The 25223-nt window shown below is 59.7% G+C and carries 28 protein-coding genes; 11 read left to right on the top strand and 17 right to left on the bottom strand.

Annotated features, from left to right (window positions below; translation table 11 throughout):
• Positions 1 to 52: 52 nt before the first annotated feature.
• The 7 genes from csgH to G5221_RS14240 form a co-directional block, all read right to left on the bottom strand.
• A complete protein-coding gene (gene csgH, locus G5221_RS14270; RefSeq protein WP_254204223.1) occupies positions 53 to 367 on the bottom strand; it encodes a curli-like amyloid fiber formation chaperone CsgH in 315 nt (104 codons plus the stop codon).
• Between the two features lie 110 nt (positions 368 to 477).
• Positions 478 to 1929 (bottom strand): curlin, encoded by a 1452-nt coding sequence (locus G5221_RS14265; protein ID WP_216952160.1) that lies wholly within the window; start codon positions 1927 to 1929, stop codon positions 478 to 480.
• A gap of 34 nt (positions 1930 to 1963) precedes the next feature.
• Positions 1964 to 2485 carry a curlin gene (locus tag G5221_RS14260; RefSeq protein ID WP_201952781.1) on the bottom strand — a complete coding sequence of 174 codons (522 nt, stop codon included), beginning with the start codon at positions 2483 to 2485 and terminating at the stop codon, positions 1964 to 1966.
• A gap of 186 nt (positions 2486 to 2671) precedes the next feature.
• On the bottom strand, positions 2672 to 3511 hold the full coding sequence (locus G5221_RS14255; RefSeq protein WP_005355003.1) for a CsgG/HfaB family protein: 840 nt from the start codon (positions 3509 to 3511) through the stop codon (positions 2672 to 2674).
• A 7-nt stretch (positions 3512 to 3518) separates the two neighbouring features.
• Positions 3519 to 3920 (bottom strand): curli assembly protein CsgF, encoded by a 402-nt coding sequence (locus G5221_RS14250; RefSeq protein WP_270905357.1) that lies wholly within the window; start codon positions 3918 to 3920, stop codon positions 3519 to 3521.
• A gap of 11 nt (positions 3921 to 3931) precedes the next feature.
• Complete coding sequence (locus tag G5221_RS14245) at positions 3932 to 4375, bottom strand: curli production assembly/transport protein CsgE (protein ID WP_201952785.1); 444 nt, start codon at positions 4373 to 4375, stop codon at positions 3932 to 3934.
• Positions 4375 to 5022: a LuxR C-terminal-related transcriptional regulator gene (locus G5221_RS14240; RefSeq protein ID WP_421263444.1), complete on the bottom strand. Its 648-nt coding sequence runs from the start codon at positions 5020 to 5022 to the stop codon at positions 4375 to 4377. Before G5221_RS14240 ends, G5221_RS14245 begins: the two co-directional genes overlap by 1 nt.
• A gap of 426 nt (positions 5023 to 5448) precedes the next feature.
• On the opposite strand from G5221_RS14240, the gene G5221_RS14235 reads away from it, so the two are divergent.
• Together G5221_RS14235 and G5221_RS14230 are read left to right on the top strand one after the other, a co-directional pair.
• Positions 5449 to 6027, top strand: a complete 579-nt coding sequence (locus G5221_RS14235; protein WP_204480312.1) for a single-stranded DNA-binding protein — start codon at positions 5449 to 5451, stop codon at positions 6025 to 6027.
• 149 nt (positions 6028 to 6176) lie between these two features.
• On the top strand, positions 6177 to 6920 hold the full coding sequence (locus G5221_RS14230; protein ID WP_421263454.1) for a substrate-binding periplasmic protein: 744 nt from the start codon (positions 6177 to 6179) through the stop codon (positions 6918 to 6920).
• A gap of 72 nt (positions 6921 to 6992) precedes the next feature.
• On the opposite strand, the gene G5221_RS14225 is transcribed toward G5221_RS14230, so the two are convergent.
• Positions 6993 to 7115: a hypothetical protein gene (locus G5221_RS14225; protein ID WP_005306071.1), complete on the bottom strand. Its 123-nt coding sequence runs from the start codon at positions 7113 to 7115 to the stop codon at positions 6993 to 6995.
• A gap of 464 nt (positions 7116 to 7579) precedes the next feature.
• Here G5221_RS14225 and G5221_RS14220 point away from each other — a divergent pair, with 464 nt between their 5' ends.
• From G5221_RS14220 to G5221_RS14185, 8 genes are all read left to right on the top strand, one after another.
• On the top strand, positions 7580 to 8482 hold the full coding sequence (locus tag G5221_RS14220; RefSeq protein WP_245097308.1) for a cation diffusion facilitator family transporter: 903 nt from the start codon (positions 7580 to 7582) through the stop codon (positions 8480 to 8482).
• A gap of 146 nt (positions 8483 to 8628) precedes the next feature.
• The gene (yjbD, locus tag G5221_RS14215) at positions 8629 to 8913 is read left to right on the top strand and encodes a DUF3811 domain-containing protein (protein WP_421209399.1); all 285 of its coding nucleotides are present in this window, start codon (positions 8629 to 8631) and stop codon (positions 8911 to 8913) included.
• Positions 8914 to 9508: 595 nt separating this feature from the next.
• The gene (gene cspE, locus G5221_RS14210; protein ID WP_005316548.1) at positions 9509 to 9721 is read left to right on the top strand and encodes a transcription antiterminator/RNA stability regulator CspE; all 213 of its coding nucleotides are present in this window, start codon (positions 9509 to 9511) and stop codon (positions 9719 to 9721) included.
• 306 nt (positions 9722 to 10027) lie between these two features.
• On the top strand, positions 10028 to 11386 hold the full coding sequence (locus G5221_RS14205) for an NCS2 family permease (protein WP_042032197.1): 1359 nt from the start codon (positions 10028 to 10030) through the stop codon (positions 11384 to 11386).
• Between the two features lie 238 nt (positions 11387 to 11624).
• A complete protein-coding gene (dhaK, locus tag G5221_RS14200; RefSeq protein ID WP_421263443.1) occupies positions 11625 to 12695 on the top strand; it encodes a dihydroxyacetone kinase subunit DhaK in 1071 nt (356 codons plus the stop codon).
• A 9-nt stretch (positions 12696 to 12704) separates the two neighbouring features.
• Positions 12705 to 13334: a dihydroxyacetone kinase subunit DhaL gene (gene dhaL, locus G5221_RS14195; protein WP_021231630.1), complete on the top strand. Its 630-nt coding sequence runs from the start codon at positions 12705 to 12707 to the stop codon at positions 13332 to 13334.
• A gap of 1 nt (position 13335) precedes the next feature.
• Positions 13336 to 14052, top strand: coding sequence for a dihydroxyacetone kinase phosphoryl donor subunit DhaM (gene dhaM / locus G5221_RS14190; RefSeq protein ID WP_213390492.1), 717 nt, complete (start codon positions 13336 to 13338; stop codon positions 14050 to 14052).
• A gap of 132 nt (positions 14053 to 14184) precedes the next feature.
• Positions 14185 to 15267 (top strand): glycerol dehydrogenase, encoded by a 1083-nt coding sequence (locus tag G5221_RS14185; protein WP_064337434.1) that lies wholly within the window; start codon positions 14185 to 14187, stop codon positions 15265 to 15267.
• Between the two features lie 90 nt (positions 15268 to 15357).
• Here the strand turns inward: G5221_RS14185 and dhaR are convergent, their stop codons facing one another.
• From dhaR to G5221_RS14160, 5 genes are all read right to left on the bottom strand, one after another.
• Positions 15358 to 17259 (bottom strand): dihydroxyacetone kinase operon transcriptional regulator DhaR, encoded by a 1902-nt coding sequence (dhaR, locus tag G5221_RS14180; RefSeq protein WP_421255482.1) that lies wholly within the window; start codon positions 17257 to 17259, stop codon positions 15358 to 15360.
• Positions 17260 to 17369: 110 nt separating this feature from the next.
• Positions 17370 to 18230, bottom strand: coding sequence for a patatin-like phospholipase family protein (locus tag G5221_RS14175; protein WP_216952179.1), 861 nt, complete (start codon positions 18228 to 18230; stop codon positions 17370 to 17372).
• A 277-nt stretch (positions 18231 to 18507) separates the two neighbouring features.
• Positions 18508 to 19407 (bottom strand): hypothetical protein, encoded by a 900-nt coding sequence (locus tag G5221_RS14170; protein ID WP_227341848.1) that lies wholly within the window; start codon positions 19405 to 19407, stop codon positions 18508 to 18510.
• A gap of 74 nt (positions 19408 to 19481) precedes the next feature.
• Complete coding sequence (locus G5221_RS14165) at positions 19482 to 20171, bottom strand: LrgB family protein (RefSeq protein WP_005341581.1); 690 nt, start codon at positions 20169 to 20171, stop codon at positions 19482 to 19484.
• The gene (locus G5221_RS14160; RefSeq protein ID WP_041202734.1) at positions 20164 to 20565 is read right to left on the bottom strand and encodes a CidA/LrgA family protein; all 402 of its coding nucleotides are present in this window, start codon (positions 20563 to 20565) and stop codon (positions 20164 to 20166) included. Before G5221_RS14160 ends, G5221_RS14165 begins: the two co-directional genes overlap by 8 nt.
• Positions 20566 to 20699: 134 nt before the next feature.
• Between G5221_RS14160 and G5221_RS14155 the strand changes: the two genes are divergently transcribed.
• The gene (locus tag G5221_RS14155; RefSeq protein ID WP_216952181.1) at positions 20700 to 21584 is read left to right on the top strand and encodes a LysR family transcriptional regulator; all 885 of its coding nucleotides are present in this window, start codon (positions 20700 to 20702) and stop codon (positions 21582 to 21584) included.
• Here G5221_RS14155 and G5221_RS14150 read toward each other — a convergent pair.
• From G5221_RS14150 to ybaK, 4 genes are all read right to left on the bottom strand, one after another.
• Positions 21578 to 22462: a transporter substrate-binding domain-containing protein gene (locus tag G5221_RS14150; RefSeq protein WP_216952182.1), complete on the bottom strand. Its 885-nt coding sequence runs from the start codon at positions 22460 to 22462 to the stop codon at positions 21578 to 21580. The two genes, G5221_RS14155 and G5221_RS14150, sit on opposite strands and share 7 nt — an antisense overlap.
• Positions 22463 to 22573: 111 nt before the next feature.
• A complete protein-coding gene (locus tag G5221_RS14145) occupies positions 22574 to 23365 on the bottom strand; it encodes a substrate-binding periplasmic protein (protein WP_421263442.1) in 792 nt (263 codons plus the stop codon).
• Between the two features lie 67 nt (positions 23366 to 23432).
• Positions 23433 to 24326, bottom strand: a complete 894-nt coding sequence (locus G5221_RS14140; RefSeq protein ID WP_421263441.1) for a hypothetical protein — start codon at positions 24324 to 24326, stop codon at positions 23433 to 23435.
• Positions 24327 to 24462: 136 nt separating this feature from the next.
• The gene (gene ybaK, locus G5221_RS14135) at positions 24463 to 24927 is read right to left on the bottom strand and encodes a Cys-tRNA(Pro) deacylase (protein WP_005336092.1); all 465 of its coding nucleotides are present in this window, start codon (positions 24925 to 24927) and stop codon (positions 24463 to 24465) included.
• Positions 24928 to 25223: the final 296 nt, after the last annotated feature.

Raw genomic sequence — 25223 nt, 5'->3', positions numbered from 1 at the left:
GTATGGCATAGAGACTACTGGATGAATAGACAGTCATGAGATGAAATGCGCATCATCCGGCGCACGCCATCTGCTCTTTTTTCTCCACCAGCAGCCGCTCGTTTTGCCATATCAGAGCGGTGACCTCGACCCGATAGGGACAACGCAAACCCAGCCCTATTTTGCCAACCGCCATGACCACTCCAGCCTGCAGCGACAGATTACGGCTCTGGCGCTGAGTCGTGCTCCCGGCCGCCCCTTCGCCATGCACCAGCAAGCTGACACTCACCGTCAAGTCGCGCTTGCTGAGCAGCGTTGGCGCAAGTGACAGCCCCTGCTCGTTCTGCGCAATATTGAGGGACAAGCGGATCGACGGATCGGGCTCCATCTCGTTTCCCCTAGCGCTTGCTGGGGAAGCGACGCGATGAACCAGCATCAACCCACAGAGCAGCACCAATAAAAGAGGGGCCCGCAGGCCCCTGAATCCGGAGATGACCATCAGTTGCTACCAGCCCCTTGATAGACATAGGCATGGTTATCGCTGCCCAATACGGTCACATTGGCAGTATTAAAGCTTTCGTTTTGCACCACATCAACGGTGTTGCGCCCCCCACCAACCCCAGCATTGACGTAGACATTGGCCTCGTGCTCAGCGCCGTTCTGGGTCACGGTGAGCTTGTTCTCGCTACCCAAGTAGGACTCAACCTTGGCATTGTTCAACTCACCATCCTGGGTCACTTTGACCACAGACTCAGAGTGAGACGCATCGGCATAGGCCCAGTTGTCAGTGCCTTTCTGAGCAACGACCAGCTCGTTGTCCGAGCCCCAGGTCCAGGCGCCTTTGCCTTCACCATCACGAGCAGAGGCAACCTGGTTGCCAGTTCCGTTCTGGTCGATATCGATGGTATTGCCGCTGCCTGCTTGTTGCACTGCATTGGCATAGTTGTCATTACCTACCTGATCAATGGTGACCGCACCATCGGTACTGCTGGCTAACTGGTTGACCACGGCCTTGTTGTCATCACCTGTCTGGTTGACCAAGGCATCATTGCCAGTACCTTGCTGGTCGGTCTCAATCCGGTTGCGATTACCATCCTGTGTCAGGTCAGCAAACTCCCCGGTTCCAGACTGTTTGGCCAACAGGCCGTTGCCATTCCCGGCATCAGACCCTTGCTGCAGAGTCACCACTTCACCGCGGGTTCCACTTTGCTCAACAGTCGCTACGTTGGCACTATCGTATTGAGTGACGTCTGCATTGTTCAAAGAACCACTCTGAGTCACCACTGCAGATGTTCCTTCCGCCGGTGCATAGTCATAGTTACCGGTTGCCTGCAGCACCTTGGTGATATTGCTCTCTCCACGTTGTACCACTTCGGCGTTGGCTCCATCAGCCGCTGTCTGGGTCACGTCAGCCTGGTGAGCCCCCCCTTCTAGCTGCTGTACACTCGCCCGAGCGAAATCGGATATCTGGTTATTAATGACAGCCCGATTACCATCCGAGATTTGAGTGATCCTGGAGTCAGCTAAGTCACCATTATCTTGCTTGATCTTGGCGTCGTTGCGATCCCCATCCTGCACAACCCCGGCAACCGCACCGCCATTCTCAAATTGCTGAATCACATCAGCAAAGTTGTCGTTCCCCTTTGTATCGATGGAGGCTTTGGAGAGGTTAGTGTCACCTTGTTGCAAGATGTAACCCTCGTTACTGTCACCTACCTGCCGAGTATCGGCATCTGACTGGCCGGTATTCTTTTGAGTGGTAACAGCTGTGTTGTTGTTACCAGCTTGATCGATGTTAGCCTTGTTATCGACGCTTCCCACCACCTGGTTAATGGTGGCGATATTGCCGCTCTGGGCCTGGTTCACCGTAGCCTGGTTGCCAGTAGATGCCGCCCAAGCGGTGCTGGTCGCCAGAAGAACTGCCGAGGCAATGATGGTACGTTTAAACATGATTTCCCTCTCGTGCTAATGGTTGAGCCTAGGCTCAGTTGGTTTGAACGACATTTACTTGCTGATTGGCCCCCATCTGGATGACGGTGGCCGTTAATCCGATTCCGTTCTGCTCGATGCTGGCCTGATTGCCATCACCCAGTTGGATCGCCCGGGCCTGATTGTCTGCCCCTTGCTGACTGATCCAGGCTTCATTGCCGCTGCCTTGTTGCAGCAGCCAAATCCGGTTATTGATGCCCGCCTGATAGAGTTCGGCGCTATTGCCCTCACCCAGTTGCGCACCATTGACCCAGTTCTCATCTCCTACCTGGGAGAGCGCCAACTCATTGGCCCAACCCTGTTGCAGCAGGCGCGCCTGATTCAGCTCCCCTTGCTGGGTGAGGTGCAGTTGCTGCTCGCTACCGAGTTGCCACAACAGCGCCTGATTCCCGTCGTTCTGCAAACCGGAATCCAGCTCGCTTGCCATCGCCAGCTCATCAAAGACGGCAGGCTCTGCGGCGAGTTGCGGGGCGCCCGATATCAGCAGAAAAAAGAGAGCACTCAACAGATGTTTCATCGCGCCATCGCCTTGTTGGAAAACGCCCACAGTATCCCTGTCAGACAAGAGGCGGCCTATCAGGCACTCCGCTGATTCGAGGATGAAAAACACCGCCCTGTCGTTGAGCAGAAAGTCTTAAGTCGTATTCGATAGAGGCCAAAAAAATGCCCTCCACCAGGGAGGGCATTGCGAGAGCGGGAAAACTCAAAGCAGCGGGGCGTTGTCTTGCAGGTACTCCTGCAGGATCGGATTGTCGATATCCCGCTGGTCGGCCAGTTGCCACAGATTGTCCCGCACGCCATTGGCAATCAGCCGGATCACCCCGGACTCGATAGCCGACATGACACACATCTGTACCGGCTCATTGGTGCTGAAACCGGCCTCGGCCTCCAGCAGGCGCTTGTACTCGACGAAGCGGAATACCCCTGCCTGCACCTGTTGCGACAGCACTGTCTTGGAGGTGGTGACACTGTTCAGGATCCGGCCTGAACGGATATCGACGGCTCGCAGATTGACCGTCACCTGATCGACCCGGTACTCCCCGCTGGCACCGATGCCAAAATACTTGGCCCCCGCCCCGCCGGTGCGCACATTGCTGTCATAGGCGACGATCCCCCCCTCGATCAGGATGTTGGCGGCGACCAGCGAGGGCAGTTGATTGGCATTGTTGCCGGGAACGTTGGGCTTGTTCTGGGCCGCCCGCACAATCTTGCGTTCGGTCAGCAGGTTCTGCAGCCCCTCCCGCTCCAGCGGCACAAACCATTGGGAATCCCACAAAGCCGTGCTCAGCATGGCGACCCCGCCCTGGGTGACCGCCGTGGAGAAGTTGGATGCCGGTGCTGGCAGATACTGACCGGTCTGATCGCGAAAATCGTAGACGGCCGCGACAATTTTCCCTTTTGGCTTGGGCAGACTGATCAGCTCCTTGTAAGAGACGGATCGCGGCATCAGGGTTGCCTTCTCATCGGCAACGGGCGAGCCGATATGGGTCGCACAGCCAGCCAGCGCAAGCAGGGGCACTATCAATAACAGTTGTCGTTTCATCGCGCCCTCAGTCGGCAATCAGGCCATTCACTTCGATCATGGTGGTCTGGTTGGTCACCCGGTCGGTGATCGAAACCACCAGAGTGCCATCTTCATCCACCACATTGATGGCAAAATCATCGGTCACCAGACTGCCACTCTGGCTGCCATCCTTGCCGATATCGGCCAGCAGCTGGCTGATCAAGCGGGATTGCAGGTTGGAGGTCAGGCGATCCAGCGCCGAGGTACCGCTGCTACCGCTGCCACTGGCGGGATCCTTGTAATCATTCTGCGCATTGGCGGTGCCAAGCAGATGACTGCTGTTGAGAGGGTTACCCCCAAAGCTGGGGTTGACGGGGCGATAGACAAGCTCCGACGCATGGAGCGCTGGCGCTATCAGTGCTGCAACTAGCAATAACCGGGCACGCATGAGAAATATCCTTATAGTTCATCATGTTCCAAATCGAAGGTATCCATGAACAGGGTCGCGATCTTCTGCTGTTCGAGGGTCTGCCTGACCTGTGACCAAGCCAGTTTGGCGCTCTGCTCCTGCTGATTGCGGCCGGGAGAGAGCGCGGTTTTAAAAATCACCTTCCGGTTATGGGTGATCCAGATCAGGCTGCCCCAGCGAGCAGTCGGGCGCTCATGAATCGTCAGATTTTCTCTGGCATTCGGGTCTTCATCACTGCGCAACCGGGTAAATTCGTTATAAAAGCCCTGACCGAAGCGGGTAAAAGTGCGGTCCAGCACCAAACCATCCACATCCAGCCGATCACTCTCCTGCTCCGGCTGTACCGACTCCAGCGGAGCATCGGCCTCGGCCGCCACAACGGTCGTGAAGCCCCAGAGCAGCACAAGGCAACACGCCAGAGAGAACGCTTTCATCAGTGGGAGTCCGGAGCATCGAGATACTCTTTGGCCCAGCTCACCGCCTGGATCCGGTTCTTCACGTTCAGCTTTTTAAAAACGTTATAGAGGTGGGATTTGACGGTGTGCTCGCTGACAAACAGGCTGTCGGCGATCTCGACATTGGAGGCGCCCGTCATCAGATAACGGATGATCTCCTGCTCTCTGGCTGTCAGCAGGGTGTCGTTACGCAGCAGGTAGCTATTGCCCTGGCGATAGTATTCGACCAGCTCGCACAGCAGGTGGCGCGGCATCCAGTACTCGCCCAACAGGATTTTCTGCAACCCGGCAACCAGTCGGTCGAGCGGATCCTGACGGAAAAACAGACCGCAGACCTGCGGCCACATCAGCAGCAGGTCGCGATCCGTCGCAGTGGGAGCATTGAGCAGCACTGTGGCCGCCATGCCAAAGCGTTCAGAGATCGCCCGGTTCCAGCCCAGTGACTGGCCGGAGCGGATATAGTCGAGATCGATGAGAAACAGCGTGCCGTCACACTGGTTATCTAGCTGATTAATCTCGTGGATTAGCTGGACGGGACGGCTCAAATGAGAGATGAGATATGCAGCAAATGTGCTGGCCTGCACATTATTTTCAGTGACCAGTGCGATCGGGCATGCGGCTTTCATTGTGTGCTCTTCCTTGAACCTGTAAACCACCTAATCTGGCCGACTGAGTCTACCAAGGAGGTATGGGAGCACAATATTAAAAAAGTATGAGAATGGATCTCATAAATATCGTAACCATATGTTTTTAGTCGATTTAAAAACTGTTCCCAATTCGCCAATCTGCCAGCATAACAGGAATATATGGCAGAAATGTGATGCAGGATGCGCCGAAAAAAGATGCAACCCGACCATCACCACAGCAGGAGCCAACCGTTGCCTTTGGCACATCAAGCCGGTTAAGGATGCTGCCAATCCGCTTCGCAACTGTTACTATGACCGTCACATGCGTCTGCGGGACATTGCGCCCCGTACACAGCAACTAATCAGGTATCTAGTCGTGTTGGACCAGGTTTCGACCTGGCCGGTAAATAAGGTGGAAGAGAGATTATGGCCAGTCGAGGCATCAATAAAGTCATTCTGATCGGTAACCTCGGGCAAGACCCGGAAGTACGCTACATGCCGAGTGGCGGTGCTGTGACCAACATTACTCTGGCCACCTCTGAAACCTGGCGCGACAAGCAGACCGGTGAGCAGAAAGAGCGCACCGAGTGGCACCGTGTCGTCTTCATGGGCAAGCTGGCCGAAGTGGCTGGCGAGTACCTGAAGAAAGGCTCCCAGGTCTATGTGGAAGGCAAACTACAGACCCGCAAGTGGCAGGATCAGAGTGGCCAGGAGCGCTACACCACTGAAGTGCTGGTCGACAGCTTCACCGGCGTCATGCAGATGCTGGGTGGCCGTCCGCAAGGTGGTCAGGGCATGGGCCAGAACATGGGTGGCCAACAAGGTGGCTGGGGTCAACCGCAGCAAGCCATGCAGCAGCCGATGAATCAGCAGCGCCCGGCGCCGGCTCCGCAGCAGAACATGCAGCCGCAAGGCGGTTATGGCCGTCCTGCCCAGCAGCCGCAATCTGCGCCGCCGGTATATAACGAGCCACCGATGGATTTCGACGACGATATCCCGTTCTAAGAACAGAATATTGAAAAGGCCCTGATAACTCAGGGTCTTTTTTTATGCACTCAGGCTGAACCTCTCAGCCCGAAAGGGATATAACGCTTTTTGGTTGCCTCCCCTACAGTGATGGATATTCTCCACAGGAACGCTTTGTGAAAAGTGCAATGAAACTGCTCACCCCTTTATTGCTGATGCTGACCAGCATGCTCTCCGGCCAGTTGCAGGCAACGCCACTCAAGGTCGGGGTCAGCTTTGCCATCCCCCCTTATGTCATCGAAAGTAATCAGCGTGGCATCGAGCTGGATCTGCTGAAAGAGGCGTTCGCTGGCAGCGGCTATGAGCCCAGCTTTGAATTTCTGCCGCTGGAGCGCACCTTCCGCCTGTTCGAGTCAGGAAAGCTGGATGCCATCATCAACGTCAGACCCGGTATGGTTGATCCTCACGTTCTGACCCAGCCCGTTATCACCTTCCATAACCGGATCTTCACCCTGCGCAGCACCCACATCAGTACCCTGGATGATCTGCATTCAAAACGGGTCACCGCCTTTCAACGGGCAAGGATCATTCTGGGGGGCGCGTTCGCCACCATGGCCAACCAGAATCCCCACTATGAGGAGGTAGCCAAGCAGCAGGTGCAGGTACATCAGCTAATGCGCGGCAGGGTGGATGCAGTCGTACTGGAGGAGCGGGTGTTCTATTACTACCTCGACCAGCTGATTGCCACCGCCCAGGCAGGCGAGCACTACGAGCGCAATCAGATCAGGCAAGCAGACCTCTTCCCGCCCACCGTCTATCACTTTGCCTTCCGAACGGCCGATGCCCGCAATCTGTTTGATAAGCGCCTTGAGGCGATGCGTCAGGATGGTCGTTATCACCAGATTTTCGCGGCTTACGGCGCCACGCCGTGAGCCACAAACATAAAAGCCAGCCGGTAAGGGCTGGCTTTGTACTGGCTCCGAAGGAACAGCAGTAGGGGAGCGTTACTTCATTGCGCTGCCGTTTTTCAGTTCTGCTTTCTGACGTTTGGCTTCGCGTTTCTCTTTCAGTGACATCTGCGGTTTTTTCTTGGCATCTTTGCCGTTGTGATGTTCTTTGTTACTCATCATCAAACTCCAAAAATGTTACCCAGACAGCTGGTTCCTCATGGGAGCCAGCATGCCATCCGAATCATCAACTTCAGTACGCTTGGTGGGATGGTGCAAGACCATCACCAGACCCAGCATACCCTCCAGCGGCATCCGGATCCAGCCTCATTCTCGTCCAAAAGATGTCGCACGCAGCCCCTTGAGCTGGGAGGCCAAACGACCTCGACAGGAAAGACCAAAAAAGAGTAATTCGCATTATTAAATGTTGTCACGCTTATATTAAGCCATCGTTACCTGGATATTTTCACGGATAAATATAAATCCCTCTCATTATTTATTACCGCGCAAGAGGCCACCATTTTAATAAGCATTCGCAATATCACCGGAAACATCAGGTTACAACACCGAATAGGTTATTTCCGGTCAGCCGGATATAATGCGCGCCGCACCGAAATATCCGTTTTTATTCAGGAAGCTGTGACATGAACAGAAAAACCAGAGCCGCCATGGTGTCGGTCTGCTCCAATATCAGTCTGATCATCATGAAAATGGTGGCCGGGTTCGCCAGCGGCTCGGTCAGTATCATCTCGGAGGCGATCCACTCCGCCATGGATCTGGTGGCGGCCCTGATCGCCCTGTTCGCGGTGAAAAAGTCCGATCTCCCGCCCGATGAACGCCACCCCTATGGTCACGACAAGATTGAAAATGTCTCCGGCGTCATCGAAGCACTGCTTATCTTGCTGGCCGCGGGCTGGATCATCTTCGAAGCCGTCGACAAGCTGATCACCCCCAGCCCGATTGAAAGCATTGGCTGGGGCGTGCTGGTGATGGTGATCTCGGCGCTGGTCAACAGCGGCGTCTCGGCCTACCTCTACAAGGTGGCCCGGGAAGAAGAGTCAGTTGCATTGGCGGCCGATGCGCTCCATCTCAAGGCGGATGTGCTCACCTCCGCCGGGGTCGCCGTCGGTCTTGGCGGGATCTGGCTGGCCGGTCTGTTTGGCCATTCACTCGCCATCCTCGACCCGCTGGTCGCCATTGCGGTCGCCATCTTTATTGTCAGAGAGGCGATCAGCATGCTCAACGAGGCCTTCCAGCCGCTGATCGACCAGAGCATGAGCCCGGAAGAGCTGGCGATGACCAGCCGCATCATCACCGAATGCTGCCCTGCCGCCAGCGGTTTTCACGATCTGCGCAGCCGTCGTGCCGGTCGTCGTCGCCATATCGACTTCCATCTCACCCTGCCCACGGAGATGAGCATCGGCGAAGCCCACGATATCTGTGATCGCATCGAACACGCCATCATGGCGCAGTTGCCCCACGCCATCGTGCTGATCCACGTCGAGCCGGAGGAGCAAGAGCTGCCCTCACCGCTCGCCATAAATTGAAATGTGGCAAACAGGCGGGAAAGTGGCAGCGAAATAACAGAAAGTTGGCACAAACCCGCATTTTTACTGCCGGAAAGCCGATTGCATAAGAAGTGATCGGCACAACTGTGTTAGGGTGTCTAACCACCCTGCCGCAGGAGCGCGCCGTGAAAAAGCTGGAAATGAAAGATCTGACCGAGGCCGAAAAAGCCGAGATAGCCTTGTTATTGCAAAAGGCACAAGCCAATGTAGACCACCAGCTGACCAACGGAGAGCGGAACAAGATCCGCGAAGAGGGTCGCCTGAAAATTGTGGCCGACCGCGCCGAAGCGGCCAAGGCAGCCTCCAAGCTGGCTCGCGAGAAAGCCAAAGAGCGTGCCAAGAACCAGGTACTGCCGGAAACCTTCAGCTGGATTGATTCGGTCAGCAACAAGTTTCGCAGCAAGCGCTGATCCCTTCTTGCAAAACGCCCGCTGGCACTTGGTGCCAGCGGGCGTTTGCATGTCTGGACGATGCTCGATGCGCCAGATTTGGTGCTGCCATTGATTTGCCGCTCAGAAGCTAATCGCAGCAGCAAAGAAGTGATTTACATTGTGAGTTAGAGAAAACGCCAACTGACAATCCACGTCTCTCGCCACCTTTTCATTTTTTCTCATATTTTTTGTCAGAACTGGCTACATAGTCAGGACAAAAAAGCCGAATCTGACTTGCCACAGGGTGATATGAGTCCGCACTGATTTTTCTATGCCGTTGAAATGCATCATGTTTACTATAAAAAATGATATTTTTGGCTGTTACAAAACATTAATATCGAGATAAAGTTTGCTTTAAAAATGAGAGCGTGTTTTAATCTTTCTCGATGGTTCGGCAGTTCAGACCTGATTATGTTAGGCAGTCATTTTAGTAAAGCAGTGATTAGCATAAGCGTTATCCTCGGATAATTCTTATCAAATAATTCTCCTTCTTTAGTGCTCCCAATACGTATTGCTGACGAAAAATCAAAAATTGCCATTTAGGTGGCATTCAACACTATTTAAGGAAATTATTATGTCTAACAAAATGACTGGTACCGTTAAGTTCTTCAACGCTGAGAAAGGTTTTGGTTTCATCTCCCCGGCTGACGGCAGCAAAGACGTGTTCGTACACTTCTCCGCTATCCAGTCCACCAGCTTCAAAACCCTGGACGAAGGTCAGCGCGTTGAGTTCACCATCGAGCAAGGCCAGAAAGGCCCGGCTGCTGCCAACGTAGTTGGTCTGTAATTCAAGCCGGAGCATGCTGCTGATGGCTTATGCCAACTGCTGACAGCTCTGCAAGAATTTAAAAAAACCCGCTTCGGCGGGTTTTTTGTTGTTCCCCGCTTTTTTCCTCACTGACCTCCCCTCCCCCGACCGCTTGATCCCTCCCTTACACGCTCTCACCGCTTGAGTCTTAGAATGAGCTCCGAATGGACTCAAAATGTAAAATAGTGACGAAAAAGTCAGGTTATCCGCTGTATTTGCCGCGAATTCTTGCTATTTTGCGCGCCACCAACGCAAACGATTTCCTTCACACTTTCAGGATTAGTTATGGCAAAGCAAGATATGGCCGCCCAAACAGGGACTGGCGGCTTTCTGGACTCTTATTTTTCCATTTCTGCGCGCGGCAGCAGCGTGCGTCAGGAGCTGGTCGCGGGGCTGACCACCTTCCTGGCGATGGTCTACAGCATCATAGTGGTGCCGAACATGCTGGGCGCTGCCGGCTTTGAGCAGGGCCCGGTGTTTGTGGCCACCTGTTTGATCGCCGCCTTCGGCTCCCTGCTGATGGGCCTGTGGGCCAAGCTGCCGATGGCTATCGGTTGCGCGATCTCCCTCACCGCCTTTACCGCCTTCAGTCTGGTGCTGGGTCAGGGACTGAGCATTCCGGTCGCGCTGGGCGCCATCTTCCTGATGGGTGTGCTGTTTACCCTGATCAGCGTCACCGGCGTGCGCCAGTGGATCCTGGACAACCTCCCCTCCGGCATCGCCCACGGTACCGGCATCGGTATCGGTCTGTTCCTGCTGCTGATCGCCACCAACGGCGTTGGCATGGTGATCAAGAACGAAGGGGCCGGTCTGCCGGTACAGCTCGGTGAAGTGACCGCCTTCCCGGTGATCATGACGGTGCTGGGTCTGGCTGCCATCTTCGGTCTGGAGCGTCGCAAGGTGCCGGGCGGCATCCTGATGGTGATCATCGCCATCTCCATCCTCGGCCTTATCTTCGACCCGAAAGTGACCTGGCAGGGCTTCTTCGCCATGCCGAGCCTGACTGGCGAGAAAGGCTCGCTGGTAGGCAGCATGGATCTGCTGGGCGCCCTCAATCCGGTAGTCATTCCGACCGTACTGGCGCTGGTGATGACCGCCGTGTTTGACGCCACCGGCACCATCCGTGCCGTGGCCGGACAGGCGGGTCTCATCAACGAACGTGGCCACATCATCAGCGGCGGCAAGGCCCTGACTGCCGACTCCGTCAGCAGCATGGTGGCAGGTGCCGTTGGTGGCGCTCCGGCTGCCGTCTACATCGAATCCGCCGCAGGCACCGCAGCCGGTGGCAAGACCGGTCTGACCGCCGCGCTGGTCGGCGTGCTGTTCCTGCTGATGATCTTCCTCTCCCCGCTGAGCTATCTGGTACCGGCTTACGCCACCGCACCGGCCCTGATGTACGTCGGTCTGCTGATGCTGGGCAACGTCACCAAGCTGGACTTCAGCGACTCGGTCGATGCCCTCTCCGGCATGCTGTGCGCCGTCTTCATCGTGCTCACCTGCAACATCGTGACCGGCATCATGCTGGGCTTCGTGGCGCTGGTCATCGGTCGCCTGTTCGCTGCCGAGTGGAAGAAGCTGAACGTCGGCACCGTTATCATCGCCGTGGCGCTGGTGGTCTTCTACGCCGGTGGCTGGGCCATCTAACCCGTCTACATATTCCGGTTATAGCGAAGGGCCCTGCGGGGCCCTTTTTCATGGCTGTGAGTCAGCTAACAGTTTCCCGCCCGTTTGCTCTGCGCCGTTTCAGATTGAAACATCCATCCCCCTTCTGCTGTTTCAAATCCGAACCAAATCGGCCGTCATTTTTATCACTTTTTCTGTCGTTAGACTGGCTGCATCAACCATTTGCCCACCCGTGCGGTGGCAAGCCAAGGAGTGAGCCATGAAGAAACTGATCAATGCCGTCGATGCCGTGGTCCGTGAACAACTGATGGGGATGGCAGCCGCCCACCCCGAGCTCAAGGTACGTATCGAACCCCACTACATCACCCGCGCCGACTCCCCCGTGATGGGCAAGGTGGCGCTGGTCTCCGGCGGTGGCAGCGGCCACGAGCCGATGCACGGCGGTCTGGTGGGCAAAGGGATGCTGGATGGCGCCTGCCCCGGCGAGATCTTTACCTCTCCGACGCCGGATCAGATGTACGAGTGCGGTCAGGCCGTTGATGGCGGCGCGGGCGTACTATTTCTGGTGAAGAACTACACCGGCGACGTGCTCAACTTCGAGACCGCGGTCGAGCTGCTTCACGGCGACGGGGTCAAGGTAGGCTTCGCCCTGATCGATGACGACGTGGCGGTCAAAGACAGCCTCTACACCGCCGGTCGCCGTGGCGTTGCCACGACCGTGCTGTGCGAGAAGCTGGTCGGTGCCGCCGCCGAGGCGGGCTACGATCTGGCGCGCTGCGAGGCGCTGGCCCGTCGCATCAACAACCAGAGCCGCACCATAGGCGTAGCCATGCATGCCTGCACCGTGCCGGCCGCTGGCAAGCCCTCCTTCACCCTGGCGGACAACGAGATGGAGTTCGGCGTCGGTATCCACGGCGAGCCGGGCATCGAGCGCCGCCCCTTCACCGACCTCAATATGCTGGTGGACGACATGTTCAGCGAGCTGGCGGACAATACCCCCTATGGGCGCACCCTGCGCCACTGGGATCGCACCAGCGGCAGCTGGCAGGAAGAGCACACCTTTATCGAACCGCTCAACAAGGGCGATCGGGTCATCGCGCTGGTTAACAGCCTCGGCGGCACCCCCATCTCCGAGCTCTATGGCGTCTATGGCCGCCTCGCTACCCTGTGCGAGGAGGTGGGCATCCATCTGGTGCGCAACCTGATCGGCCCCTACTGCACCTCCCTCGACATGACCGGCATCTCCATCACCCTGCTCAAGGTAGATGACGAACTGATGACCCTGTGGGATGCCCCCGTTCACACCCCCGCCCTGCGTCGCGGCTGCTAAGGAGAACCCATGTTAAGCAAGCATCACATCGTCAACTGGCTGCTGGACTGCGAACACATCTTTACCGAGCAGCGTGACTACCTCACCGCGCTGGATACCGACATCGGCGACGGCGACCACGGCCTCAACATGCAGCGGGGCTTCGCCAAGGTGGCCGAGAAGCTGCCGGCGGTAGCGGACAAGGATATCGGGCAGGTGCTGAAAACCACCGGCATGACCTTGCTCTCCTCGGTCGGCGGCGCCAGCGGCCCGCTCTACGGCACCTTCTTTATCCGGGCCGCGGCCAGCAGCGATGCCTGCCAGAGCCTCAGCCTCAGCCAGCTGTGCAAAATGCTGAGCGACGGGGTCGAGGGGATCGTCTCCCGCGGCCGCGCCGAGCCGGGCGACAAGACCATGTGCGATGCCTGGTGGCCGGCACTGGCAGCCCTGCAACAGGCGCAGCAGCAAGAGCTGCCCCTCAACGAAGCGCTGGACAAGGCAGTAGCAGCCGCCGCAGCCGGTACCGAGGCCACCATTCAGATGCAGGCCCGCAAGGGGCGCGCCAGCTATCTTGGCGAGCGCAGCATCGGCCATCAGGATGCCGGGGCCACCTCGACCCTGCTGCTGCTGACCGCCCTGCGTGACAGAGCGAGGTTGTGACATGATCGGAATCGTAGTTGTCTCTCACAGCGCCATGCTGGCGGCCGGCTTGAAAGCGCTGGCCGACCAGCTCGGCAGCCCGGCCCGATTGCTGCTGGCGGCTGGGGTCGATGACCCCGACCACCCCATCGGCACCGATGCCATCGCAGTGATGAGTGCGATTGAAGAAGCGGACGACGGTAGCGGCGTGCTGGTACTGATGGACTTGGGCAGCGCCCTGCTCAGCGCCGAAACCGCCCTCGAACTGCTGCCACCGGAGTTGAGCGCACGGGTGCGGCTCTGCCCCGCCCCGCTGGTCGAAGGTGCTCTGGCCGCCGTGGTAGCGGCCGGTTCAGGCCTGACGCTGGACGAGGTGGCCGCCGAGGCGCTCGGCGCCCTTGGCCCGAAACAGGCGATGCTGCCTGCCAGCGCGGCACAGGCTACCACCGAGACGGCCCACGTTGTCGACGACGGCTGGCAGCGCTGCGAGGTGGTGGTGGATAACCCCCACGGCCTGCATGTGCGCCCCGCCGCCCGACTGGTGGCCGCCCTCAAGCCCTTTGCCGCTGAACTCAAGCTGCAAAAGGGGGATAAAGAGGCCAATCCCCGCAGCCTGACCCGGCTCGCCATGCTCAACGTGCGTCAGGGCGACCAGCTCACCCTGCTGGCGCGCGGCGAGGATGCCAACGCCGCACTGACCTGCTTCCAGCAGCTGGCCTTTGATCGCTTCGGCGACTGACGCCGCACGCCACTGTTTCAAGGGGCTGCACTCGCTCGCGGAGCCTGTGCAGCACCATTCAAGACGAAGGAGTCCCCGGCACTGCCGCCCCTTCGCCCCGATTCTTAATCAGTAAAGAGAGAGGGATAGAATATGGACCGCATTATCATCAGCCCCAGCAAATACGTGCAAGGCAACGGGGCCCTCGCCAATATCGGCAACTACGTTAAAGCGCTCGGCAGCAAGCCGCTGATCCTGGCCGACGCCTTCGTCACCAAGCTGGTGGGCGATACCGTGGCTACCAGCTTCCACGGCGCCGGTATTAAGCCGGAGTTCGACTGCTTCAACGGCGAATGCTCCCGCCCCGAGATCGACCGCCTGCTGGCCCGCTGCAAGCAGACCCCGTTTGACGTCATCATCGGCATCGGCGGCGGCAAAACGCTGGATACCGCCAAGTCGGTCGCCTTCTACCAGAAGGTGCCGGTGGTCATAGTACCCACCATCGCCTCCACCGATGCCCCCACCAGCGCGCTGGCGGTCATCTACACCCCGGAAGGGCAGTTCAGCGAATACCTGATGATCCCGACCAACCCCAATATGGTCATCATGGATACCGGCGTGGTCTCCCGCGCCCCGGTGCGGCTCTTGGTCTCCGGCATGGGGGATGCGCTCTCCACCTACTTCGAGGCTCGCGCCAACAAGGTCTCCGGTTGCCAGACCATGGCCGGTGGTGCCTCCACGCTGGCGGCGCAAGCCATCGCCGAGCTCTGCTACAAGACCCTGCTGGCCGATGGCTACAAGGCCAAGCTGGCGGTGGAGCAGGGGCTCTGCACCAAGGCGGTGGAGAACATCATCGAGGCCAACACCTATCTGAGCGGTATCGGCTTCGAGAGCAGCGGGCTGGCCGCTGCCCACGCCATCCACAACGGTCTGACCCAGCTCGCCGAGTGTCACCACCTCTACCACGGTGAAAAAGTGGCGTTCGGTACCCTGGTACAGCTGGTGCTGGAGAACGCGCCGATGGCGGAGATCGAAACCGTGTTGGGCTTCTGCCGCTCTGTGGGCCTGCCGACCAACCTGCATATGATGGGGGTCAAGGAGCTGGATATGGCGCGCCTGATGGAGGTGGCCAAAGCCTCTACCGCCGAGGGCGAGACCATCCACAACATGCCGTTCAAGGTCACTGCCGAGGATGTGCTGGCGGCCATCGTCACCGCCCACCAACTGGGGCTGTAGCAGCGCCACCACTGACCTTGCCATATAAAAACGGCCCCGCAACTGCGGGGCCGTTTCGTTTTCTGCGGGCCAGTTGGCGACGGGTCGCCGTCAGCCGTGATAGTCGGCGGGATCGATCTCGAGCAGCTTGAGCCGCCGCCACAGGGTGGTGCGGCTGATGCCCAGATGCTGGGCCATCTGGCTCACCTGTCCCTTGCAGGCGTGAGCGCAGCGCAGGATGGCTTGCCGCTCCAGCTCCGCCAGCGTGAGCAGCGGTTGCCCCACCACCTCATCCGCCACCCGCTGATAGCCGTGCCGAATGGCGGCAGGCAGCGCCTCGGGCGGGATCGGCCCCTGACCGGCGTGAAGCAGCGCATGCTCGACGGCACTGCGCAGCTCCCCCAGATTGCCGGGCCATGGATAGGCGAGCAGACAGTCGAGGGCCGCCGGACTGAACTGGCGCACCGGCTCGCGCCCCTGCGCCCCTAGCTGCTGGCTGATCAGGCCCGGCAAATCCGCCGCGCGCTCCCGCAGCCCCGGCAGCCACAGCTCGCACGCCTGCAAGGCATAGAGCAGCTGGCGGCCAAACAGCCCCTCCTGCACCAGCTGCTCCAGCGGAGCGCTGCTGGTGGCGATGATCCGCACCTTGAGCGGCAGGATACGGGCCGAATCGAAGCGCTGGATGCGGCCGGTCTTGAGCAATTGCAGCAGCGCCGCCTGCATGGGGGCAGAGAGGCACTCCACCTGCTCCAGCACGAGCGTGCCGCCGTGGGCCAGCTCGAACTTGCCCGCCCGCTCCTGCCCCGCCTCGTCGGAACCCATCAGCTCCAGCGCCATCCGCTCGCTCGGCAGCGCCTTGCAGTTGAGGGTAATGAGCGGCCCGGCGGCCCGCTCACTGCCAAAGTGGATCGCCTCCGCCAGCTGGGCCTTGCCCACCTCCTCCTCGCCGCGCAGCAGGATCGGCCCCTGACTCTGGGCCGCCTGCCGGGCGTAGCGCAGCAGCTTGCGCATGGCGCTCGACTCCCCCACCAGCGCCGACAACTCGGGCACCGTCTGGCGCAACTGGTGAATGGCCCGCAGCCGATCGACCGGGTGCAGCAGGGCGATAAAGCTGACCCCCTCCGGCCCCGGCAGCGGCTTGAGGCTCACCAACGCATTGATAAACTCCCCCTCCTGCGCGCCGAGCCGCTCCAGCGTCACCTCCACATGGCTGAGCGGCGTCTGCCCCCTGATGGCCAGCTGCAACCGCTGGGGTAGCAGCAGGTGCTGCTCCAGCGGCTGGCCGAGACAGAGCGCCGGATCGAGCCGCAGCCGGTGTGCCGCCAACGCGTTGAGGTAGCGCAGTCGGCCCTGCGGATCCCAAGCCAGTACGCCGTCATCCATGCCATCGAGCAGGGCGTAAAGCTCGCTCAGGTGGTGCTGGGACTCCTGCATCAGGGTCTCCATCTGCAGCAGATGGGCCAGCTCGCGCCCGGCGCTGACGGTGAGCGCCAGATCGCCGGCGCTCGCCTCCTCCACCTTGCAGATCAACGCGATGATGGCGACCTGACGGCCATTGCTGTTGTAGACCGGGCTGGCACAGCTGTGCCACGGGTGGAGGGTCTGATTGAAGTGTTGAGCACCGCTGACGCAGAGCGGCACGCCCTCCAGCGCGGCCAGATTGATGGCATTGGTGCCGATACGCCCCTCGCTGAAAAAGGCGCCGGGGCCAAACCCCAGCGCCGCCAGCTCGCGCAGGGTGGCGGGGTGGCCGGTCCGGGCCAGCAGGCAGCCGCTCTCGTCGGTGAGCAGCAGGGCGCAGGGGCGCCCCTCCATAAATTCGTAGAGATCTTCGAGGGCCATCTCGCCGGTGGTGAGCAGATCCCGTTTGCGCTGGCGCAGGCTCTGCAAGGTCTGCCCCTTGGCGCTGTGGGGTGGATGCCAGAGGGTGGCACTGGTCTGGTGGGCGCAGCGCAGCCAGGAGGCCTGCAGATAGTCAGGCCAAGCGAGCAGCGGCTGAAGGTCAGATGGCATGGTCACAGCAATATCCGGCAAGATGTGAGCCGACCATTTAACCACGCCAGCGCCCCCGATTCAGTGACCTGCCTCAGAGGGTGGCAACGTTTAAAGACACCAGGTTGCCGCTAAGCGGCACGTACAGTCCTGACTGCCCGCAGCACGCTCTGGCGCCCCTGCCAGTAACCCTGCAGATAGCCGGACTCCAGCTTGATCGGATCCTGGGTAAAACGGGAGACCATGAAATCGGTCGGTGGCGCGATCACCTCGATGTCGCAATCGGCAGGGGGATTGGCGATGAAATCGAGCGCCCGGTTGTAGGCGCGATCCCGCTCCAGCATAGCTTGCGCCAGTGCAGGCTGGGTTTTCAGCAAGGCTTTGACCATCCAGCAGAAACGGGCCGGCTTCTTGCGATAGCCCCGGGGTTCCGACAGCACCACTGTCATCCGCCGTGCACCGCGCCGATAGGCCTCGATCACCGGAATGGAGTCGCTGATGCCGCCATCGGCCATGGGGCGACCATCGACACAGGGGGTATCATGCTGCACCACCGGCAGGGCGCAGGTGGCGGTCAGCACCTCATCCATGTTGTCGGGCCGCACCGGCAGATAGATGGCCTTGCCGCTCGCCACATCGGTCGCCACCGCATAGAAGGGAATGTCGCGGGCGCAGAAAGTCTCGAGATCGAGCGGGAAGCGATGGCGACTGGCTTGCCACAGCCAGCCGATGTCCACCAGATCGCCCCCTTTGACAAAGCGCAGGGGATCGAGAAACCGGGAGCTGCAAGCCAGCTCGGTGATGATGTGGTGGCTGCGGCGCGGCTGCTCGCTCAGATAAGAGACCAGATTGGTGGCACCGGCCGAGACGCCCATGACGAAATCGAACGGGTAGTGGTGACTTTCGACAAACGCATCGAGCACGCCGCTGGCAAAGATGCCGCGCATCGCGCCCCCTTCGACAATCAGGGCGCAAGAGTGGGGATTAAACATAACAAGGCTCCGTCAGCTGTAATACCTGCCGGGATCGATCCCGGCCCAGTGATGGACGCCTTCATGCAGAACATCAAGACGCCGCAGCAGGACGATTCAGGCTCACTCGCGCAAGCCAGAAGCGGACAGGAGCAAACCTGAACCGTGAAGCGACCCCCAGTATATGCAGCGCAACAACCATCAAAAAATGAATTTAAATAATAAAAAACATGCCTTTTTGGCATGGTTTAGCACATCAGCAGAGACGGCCCTTTATCCGCTAACAACACCATCAGGTTCAAGGCAGCCCGGGCCCGAACGTCCCGTCAACGGGGTTGTAGTGGTAGGCCCTATAATCAAAGTCCACCTTATCAAGGCGCGGATTGGCCAACTCGAACAACAGGCGTCTGGGGAGCTGCGCCTGCTCGAGGGAAGGTTTGAAGTGGCACAGCCAGAGCTGTTGCAGCGAGCCATCCCGCCACGCCAGCTTGAGGCCGACCGAGAGGCGGCGGATGGCGGCCTGATTATCCTTGTGGGTGTAGAAGAGATGGAGGAAGGGATAGTGCAGCGCCACTCGCCGATCCACGGTGAGGCCGGGCAGATCACTGTGCTGCTCCTGCTCGATAAAGAGCTCGTTGGCACCGCGGCAGAAGAGATCGATGCGGCCACGGGCCACCAGCTTGAACAGCCGCTCGTAACCGTCGACCTCCTGCACCTTGAATCCCCCATGACGCAGGATCTCCGCATCCTGCCAGCCACGCCCCTGCCCGTGCAGAAATTGCTGCAGCTCGGTCAGGGTATTGACCCTTGCCACTGCGTCGGCCTGCTGCGGACTGACAAAGCAGATGCGATAACCGAGGATGCCCAGCTCCACCGGAAAGCGGACGTAATCCAGCGCTCCGCTCTCTGCGGCCGGACGCAGACTGTCGGCCACAAACAGATTGGGGTATTGCTGAGTCTGCACAATCTGTCTCATCCGGATACGGTTCATAGGCGGTGCGGTCCGCAGCTCGTAGTCACCGAAGCTGTCGCGGGTCTTCTCCAGCGCCAGCTGCAACAGATCGCGAAAATAGAGGGTACGCAAGTCCCGATCGCTCTCGGGGCTGATATGAGTGATGACGTCGCTCGCCCTTAGGGGAGTGGCAAGGAGGGAAAGACTGCACAGCAGCAAGCAGGAAGCGAGGCGATGAAAGGTCATACTGCTCATCCCGGGAATACACGCTCACTAGAGTGTAGCGCCGGGGCGAGCAGCCTTCTAAAGGGAAGCCAGGCCTACCAGAACATCCGGCCCAGCAGGGGCGCCAGCAGCACTGTCACCATACCGGCGATCATCATCACCATGCTGGAGACCACTCCCTCCTCATTACCCATCTGATAAGCCCTGGCAGTGCCGGCGCCGTGAGCCGAGGCGCCAAACCCCGCCCCCTTGCCGAGGCGACTGCGAATGGCCAGCACGGTGAGCACGCTCTCCCCCACCGCCATACCAATCACCCCGGTCAGCACCACAAACAGCGCGGTGAGATCGCTCTGACCGCCGATGGCGCGGGTCGCCTCCACCGCAAACGGCGTAGTGATGGAGCGCATCGCCAGACTGCGCTGCAACATGTCGGAGAGATCCAGCCAGCGGGCCAGCAGCACGGTACTCCCCACCGCCATGATGACCGATGCGACCACCCCTACCGACAGCGACAGCCAGTGGCGGCGAATGAGCTGGCGGTTCTCGTAGACCGGCACGGCGAAGGCAACGGTGGCGGGGCCCAGCAGCCAGAGCAGCCAGTGGGATTCCGCCATGTAATCCTGATAGGGGATGTGGAACAGCAGCACCACGGCCACCAGCAGGGTCGGCGCCAGCAGCAGCGGCATCAGCGGCAGGATCCGCTTTTTGCCGTAGAGCCATTTGCTGGCGTAGTAGAAGAGCAGGGTGAGGGCGAAACAGATCAGCCCGAGCAGGGTATCAGACATGACGGCGACTCCGGCGGGCCAGTTTCAGTTCGAGGCGGTAAACCCGATCCACCACCAGCGCCGTGGTGCCGAGTACCAGGGTGGTGCTCACCAGCAGCACCACCATGATGCGCCACCCCTCTTGCAGCAGCAGCTCCTGATAGTTGACCACCGCTACCACGGCGGGGACGAAGAAGAGCAGCATCTCGGCCAGCAGCCAGCGCGCACCGGCACTGAACCACTCGGCCTTGACCACTCCGAGCAGGATGCAGGCCAGCAGCAACAACATGCCGGTGAGGTTGGCGGGCAGCGGCAGATGGAGGGTACGCACCGCGGTATCGGCCAGCAGCCAGATGGCTGCCAGCAACACAATCTGGAAGGGAGTCTGTAACCAGCGCAAGCAGAGGGCTTTCATGATCATCGTCTTTCTGTGAACCGGCTCACAGTATAGAGTTGAGCAAAACCTGCCAGAAATGAATTAAAATTATCAAATTCATGCCGCATAGGCATACTTCATCCCGTACCCGCCAACACGAGTCGAGAGAGTCCATGGATATTCGCGCCCTGCGCTATTTTGTCGAACTGGTGCGGGAAAAAAGCTTCACCCGCGCCTCTGAAAAGCTGTTCGTCACCCAGCCCACCATCAGCAAGATGATCCGCAATATCGAAGAGGAGCTGGGCCAACCCCTGCTCAACCGGGAAGGGCGCCGCTTCACCCTGACCGACAGCGGCCAGGTGCTGTTCAACCGGGCCCAGACCATCTTGGCGGAGATGCAGCAGCTGGAGGCCGAACTGGCGGATCTGCAGAGCCTGCAACACGGTCGCCTCACCCTCGGCATTCCCCCCATGGTGGGTCACGTCTATGCGGATCTGATCCGCGCCTACCGCACCCGCTATCCCAAGGTGGAGCTGACCCTGGTGGAGTATGGCGGTCGCCGTATCGAACAGGCGGTGCTGGAGGGGGAGCTGGATCTCGCCATCACCATGCTGCCGACCAAAGAGGGGGGGGCCCTCAGCGCGCTGGAGCTGGATCAATACCCGATCCGGGTAGTGCTGCCTGATCAACCCCGCTGGCATGGCGAGACGCCGCTGCGGCTGGAGTCCCTGCAGGAGGAGCCCTTCCTGCTCTATACCCAGGCGTTTACCCTGAGCGAGCGGCTGGAGCAGGCATGTCAGGAGGCGGGCTTTGTGCCGCAGGTGGCGGCGCGCAGCAGCCAGTGGGATTTTCTCACCGCCATGGTACGCAGCGGCATGGGGGTCGCCTTCTTGCCGGAGCCGGTCTGCCACCGGCTGACCCCGGATGGTCTGGTGCTGCGGCCGCTGGAGCCCGAATTGAGCTGGCGACTCGGGGTGATCTGGCCGAGCGAGCGCTATCTCTCCCGCACCGCCGAGGCCTGGTTGGCCCTCTGCCGCCAGCGGCAGGCACCTCAGTAATCGCCGAAGCGATCGGTCTGCGGATTGTAGAAGTAGGGGCGGAAATCGAAGCTGATCCCGTCGAGGAAGGGGTTATCCAGTCGCAGCAGTCGGCGCTGGGAGAGCTTGGCAAAGGCGATGGCCGGGCCAAAGCTCTTGCGCCACAGCGCCTGTAGCGAGCCATCCTGCCACGCCAGCTGCAACCCCCGCTCGACCCGCTGCAGCGCCTCGCGATTGTTGGGATTGGTGTAGAAAACCCGGGGCAGCGGGTAGTAGATCAACAATGCATCATCCACCAGCAGGTCCGTCATCTCCTTGTGGGTCAGCTGCTCGCTGCGCAGCTCGCTCACCCCGCGGCAGAAGAGATCGAAGCGGCCCCGCGCCACCATTTTGAACAGCTTTTCGTACCCCTCCACTTCCACCACCTCCATCCCGGCGTAACGCAGGATATCCACATCCAGCCACCCCTTGCCCTGACCGAAGGTGAACTGGCGCAGCCCCTTGAGGTCGGTCACTTTGCTCACCGCCCCCTTTTGCTGCGGGCTGACAAAACAGATGCGGTAGCTGACGATGCCCAGATGGATGGGAAAACGGACATAGGCGAGCCCCAGATCCTCGCGGGTGCTGCTGTAGCTGTCCATTACAAAGAGGTTGGGATAGTTGTCGAGCTGCATGCTGACCCGCTCGCGCGCCTTGGTCATGGGCGGCGCAGGCTCCAACAGATAGTCGCCAAACTGGTCGCGGGTCTTGTCGAGGGCGAGCCGCAGCAGCTCCCGATCATAAGTGGTGCGCGGGTCCCGCTCGCTCTCCGGGCTGATATAGGTAAACCGGGTGGCCGCCTGTCCGGTCAGCGACAACATGCAGAGCAGAGCGGCAGCCAGCAGATGCAGGGGTGACATAAACCGCGCCTTGGCTGAAGGGGTTCTTTCAGTGTAGCCCCTAGCTTGGCCGCTCGGCCCTGCCGCCACCCCACGCTCTCCTCCACTTTTCGGCCAGTCGCATCCATCAGCCTACTCCCCCACCGGAGGTGTGCTTCTGAGCGATGTGGCATAACGCTGATAGGCAGCAGAGTCGCGCACCTGCTCGATAGCATCCCACGCCTGCCGGCTTTGTCGGGGATGAGATTGATAGAAGCGGTGAGAGAAGACCAGATAGTAGGGCTTCTCCACCAGTACCGGCGACAGCCGCTCGATACGGGCCTGCAACGCGGGATGGGCCGCCAGAATGCTGTCGGCCACCTCGGTCTGGATGGCGGTCGCCTGCGCCCGATCCATCACCAGCTTTTTCAACATGATCAGCGGGTCACGGCTGGAGTCATCCACCTCGGCTCCCGCAGCCTGCAACCAGTCGACGATGGAGAATCCCGACTGGGCCGCCACCATGCCCTTGATCCTGAGGGTGGTGCCATCCCACAGGTTCTTGCCCCCCTTTAGCTGGTAGAGGCTGTAGCTCTCGGTCAGCAGCCGCTTGGCGGGGTCGGGTTTGCCCTCACGCATGGGATAGACCCCCACCCTGGTCGCCCGCTCGACGCTGTAACTCATCTTGATGGCCGCATCCATCTGGCCACTGCTCACCCGAGAGAGGCAGCGCTTCCACGGCAGCGGCGTCAGCACGATCTCGGCATTGAGGGCGGTAGCAACCGCCTTTAGGTGATACTGGACAATCCCCTCCCCCGATTGCAGCAGCCAGGGGTAGGAGTCACTGTTTTCGAGGCAGGTACGCAGCGTAAAGACCGGGGCTGCACCGCCGGTGGCAGGCAGCAGCAACGCGATGAAGAGCAAGGAGAGGGCAGATGCGTGCATGGGCCATCTCCTTTGCGGCAATGATCTCTCCCTTACTCTATCAGAGCTGCGCACCTGATAACCCGGCTCAGGGTTGTGAACCGAAATCATCCGTCAGCGGGTTGTAAAGGTAGGGGCGATAGTCAAAACCGTCCTTGGGTAACTGCGGATTGCCGAGCCGGACAATCTGGCGAGCCCCCAGATTGGCAAACACCAGCGAGGGTTGGAAGTGATGGCGCCAGAGCCGTTTGAGCGAACCATCCTGCCAGGCCAGTTGCAGACCGCGCTCAAGGCGCTCGCGCTCCTGAACGTAGCGGGCATTGCTGTAGAACACGTGGATCAGCGGATAGAAAAGGGCCAGATGGCGATCGACCGTCAAACCGGCCACCTTGCCCTGATGAGATTGCCACTCCGACAGGATCTCGTTGGCCCCACGACAGAAGAGATCGATGCGCCCTCGTGCCACCATACGAAACAGCGACTCGTAGTTATCCACCTCATGCACAGTCAGCCCGCCGTTGCGCAGGATCACCGCATCCTGCCAGCCGGTGCCCACCCCTTGAGTGAAGTGGCGCAACTGATCCAGGGTGTTCACCCGCGCCAGCTCGGCAGCACGATCCGAGCCGACGAAACAGACCCGATAGCCGAGGATCCCCATATCGATCGGGAACGGGATCGATGCCACCTGATCCGCCACTGCCTCCCCCTGATAAGGCCAGCTGTCGACAATAAAGAGGGCGTTTTTGCCCTGCTCCTGCACCTCGATCCGCATCCGCGCCTTGTTCATCGGCAGGGAGTCCAGCAACTCGTAGTCGCCATATTCGGGGCGAGTTTTCTCTAGCGCCAGCTGCATCACCTCACGGTAATAACGCATCCGCATGTCCTGACTGTTTTCAGGACTGAGCAGGGTAAAACGGGTGGCAGCCAGCAAGGCAGAGGGGAAGGATAAACAGAGACAAAGCAACAGAAGTCGGTACATCATGGCTGAACTCATACAACAGGGTTCACCCAGTATAGACTGGCACGCACCCCGTTGAGCACAGGGCTCGCGCCCGCTCACAGGTGGGGCAATCCGGGCCACCACAGGCCCGGATAGCGGGTTCACACCTTGCCCGGCACTACTCTTCGCCGATAGGTGCGGCGATCCACTTCATCAGCGTCAGCATATCCTGCGGCGCCACCCCCACCGAAAGCCCGCGCTTGCCGCCGCTCACCAGGATCTCGTCAAACTGCAGCGCCGACTCGTCGAGTACGGTGGGCAGCAGTTTCTTCTGGGCCAGCGGGCTGATGCCGCCCACCTTGTAACCGGTCAGCTTCTCCGCCTCCGCCGGTTTCATCATCTCCACCTTCTTGAGGCCGGTCGCCTTGGCCAGCTGCTTCAGGCTGCACATGCCGGATGAGGGAACGATGGCCACCACCGCCTGCTTGTCGTGATGGGCTACCAGAGTCTTGAACACCTGCGCCTCCGGCAGCCCGAGCTGGGTCGCGGCATGCTTGCCGAAATCGTCGTGGGCTTCGCACTCGTAGGGGTAGAGCTTGTGGGGAATTTTTAGCTTCTTCAGCAGGTTGATGGCAGGAGTCATGATGGTTGCCTTGAATCGAATCGCATAAAAACAAGGCCAAACAGTCTGCGCCTGCATGGCGAGGGATGCAAGCCGGAGGGGAAATATGTACCCATCACCGATAATACGTAGGGTGCAATTAACAAGGTGAATTGTGCCACTTGCCCTATGAAACACAGGACGAGACTAGGCAAAGAGCATTTTCGAGCGGTGCAATGCGCTGTGCTTATTGCACCCTACAAAATACCGCCCAAAACATGGGTGAGGCTCCCATCGAGCCGAATTCTGCCGGGCAACAAAAAAACAAAGGGCGCCTT

Origin of the sequence: Aeromonas sp. 602200 (genome assembly GCF_049173895.1) — a bacterium.
GTDB classification, from domain to species: Bacteria; Pseudomonadota; Gammaproteobacteria; order Enterobacterales; family Aeromonadaceae; genus Aeromonas; species Aeromonas veronii_A.
This window is presented reverse-complemented; position numbering and strand designations above follow the sequence as displayed.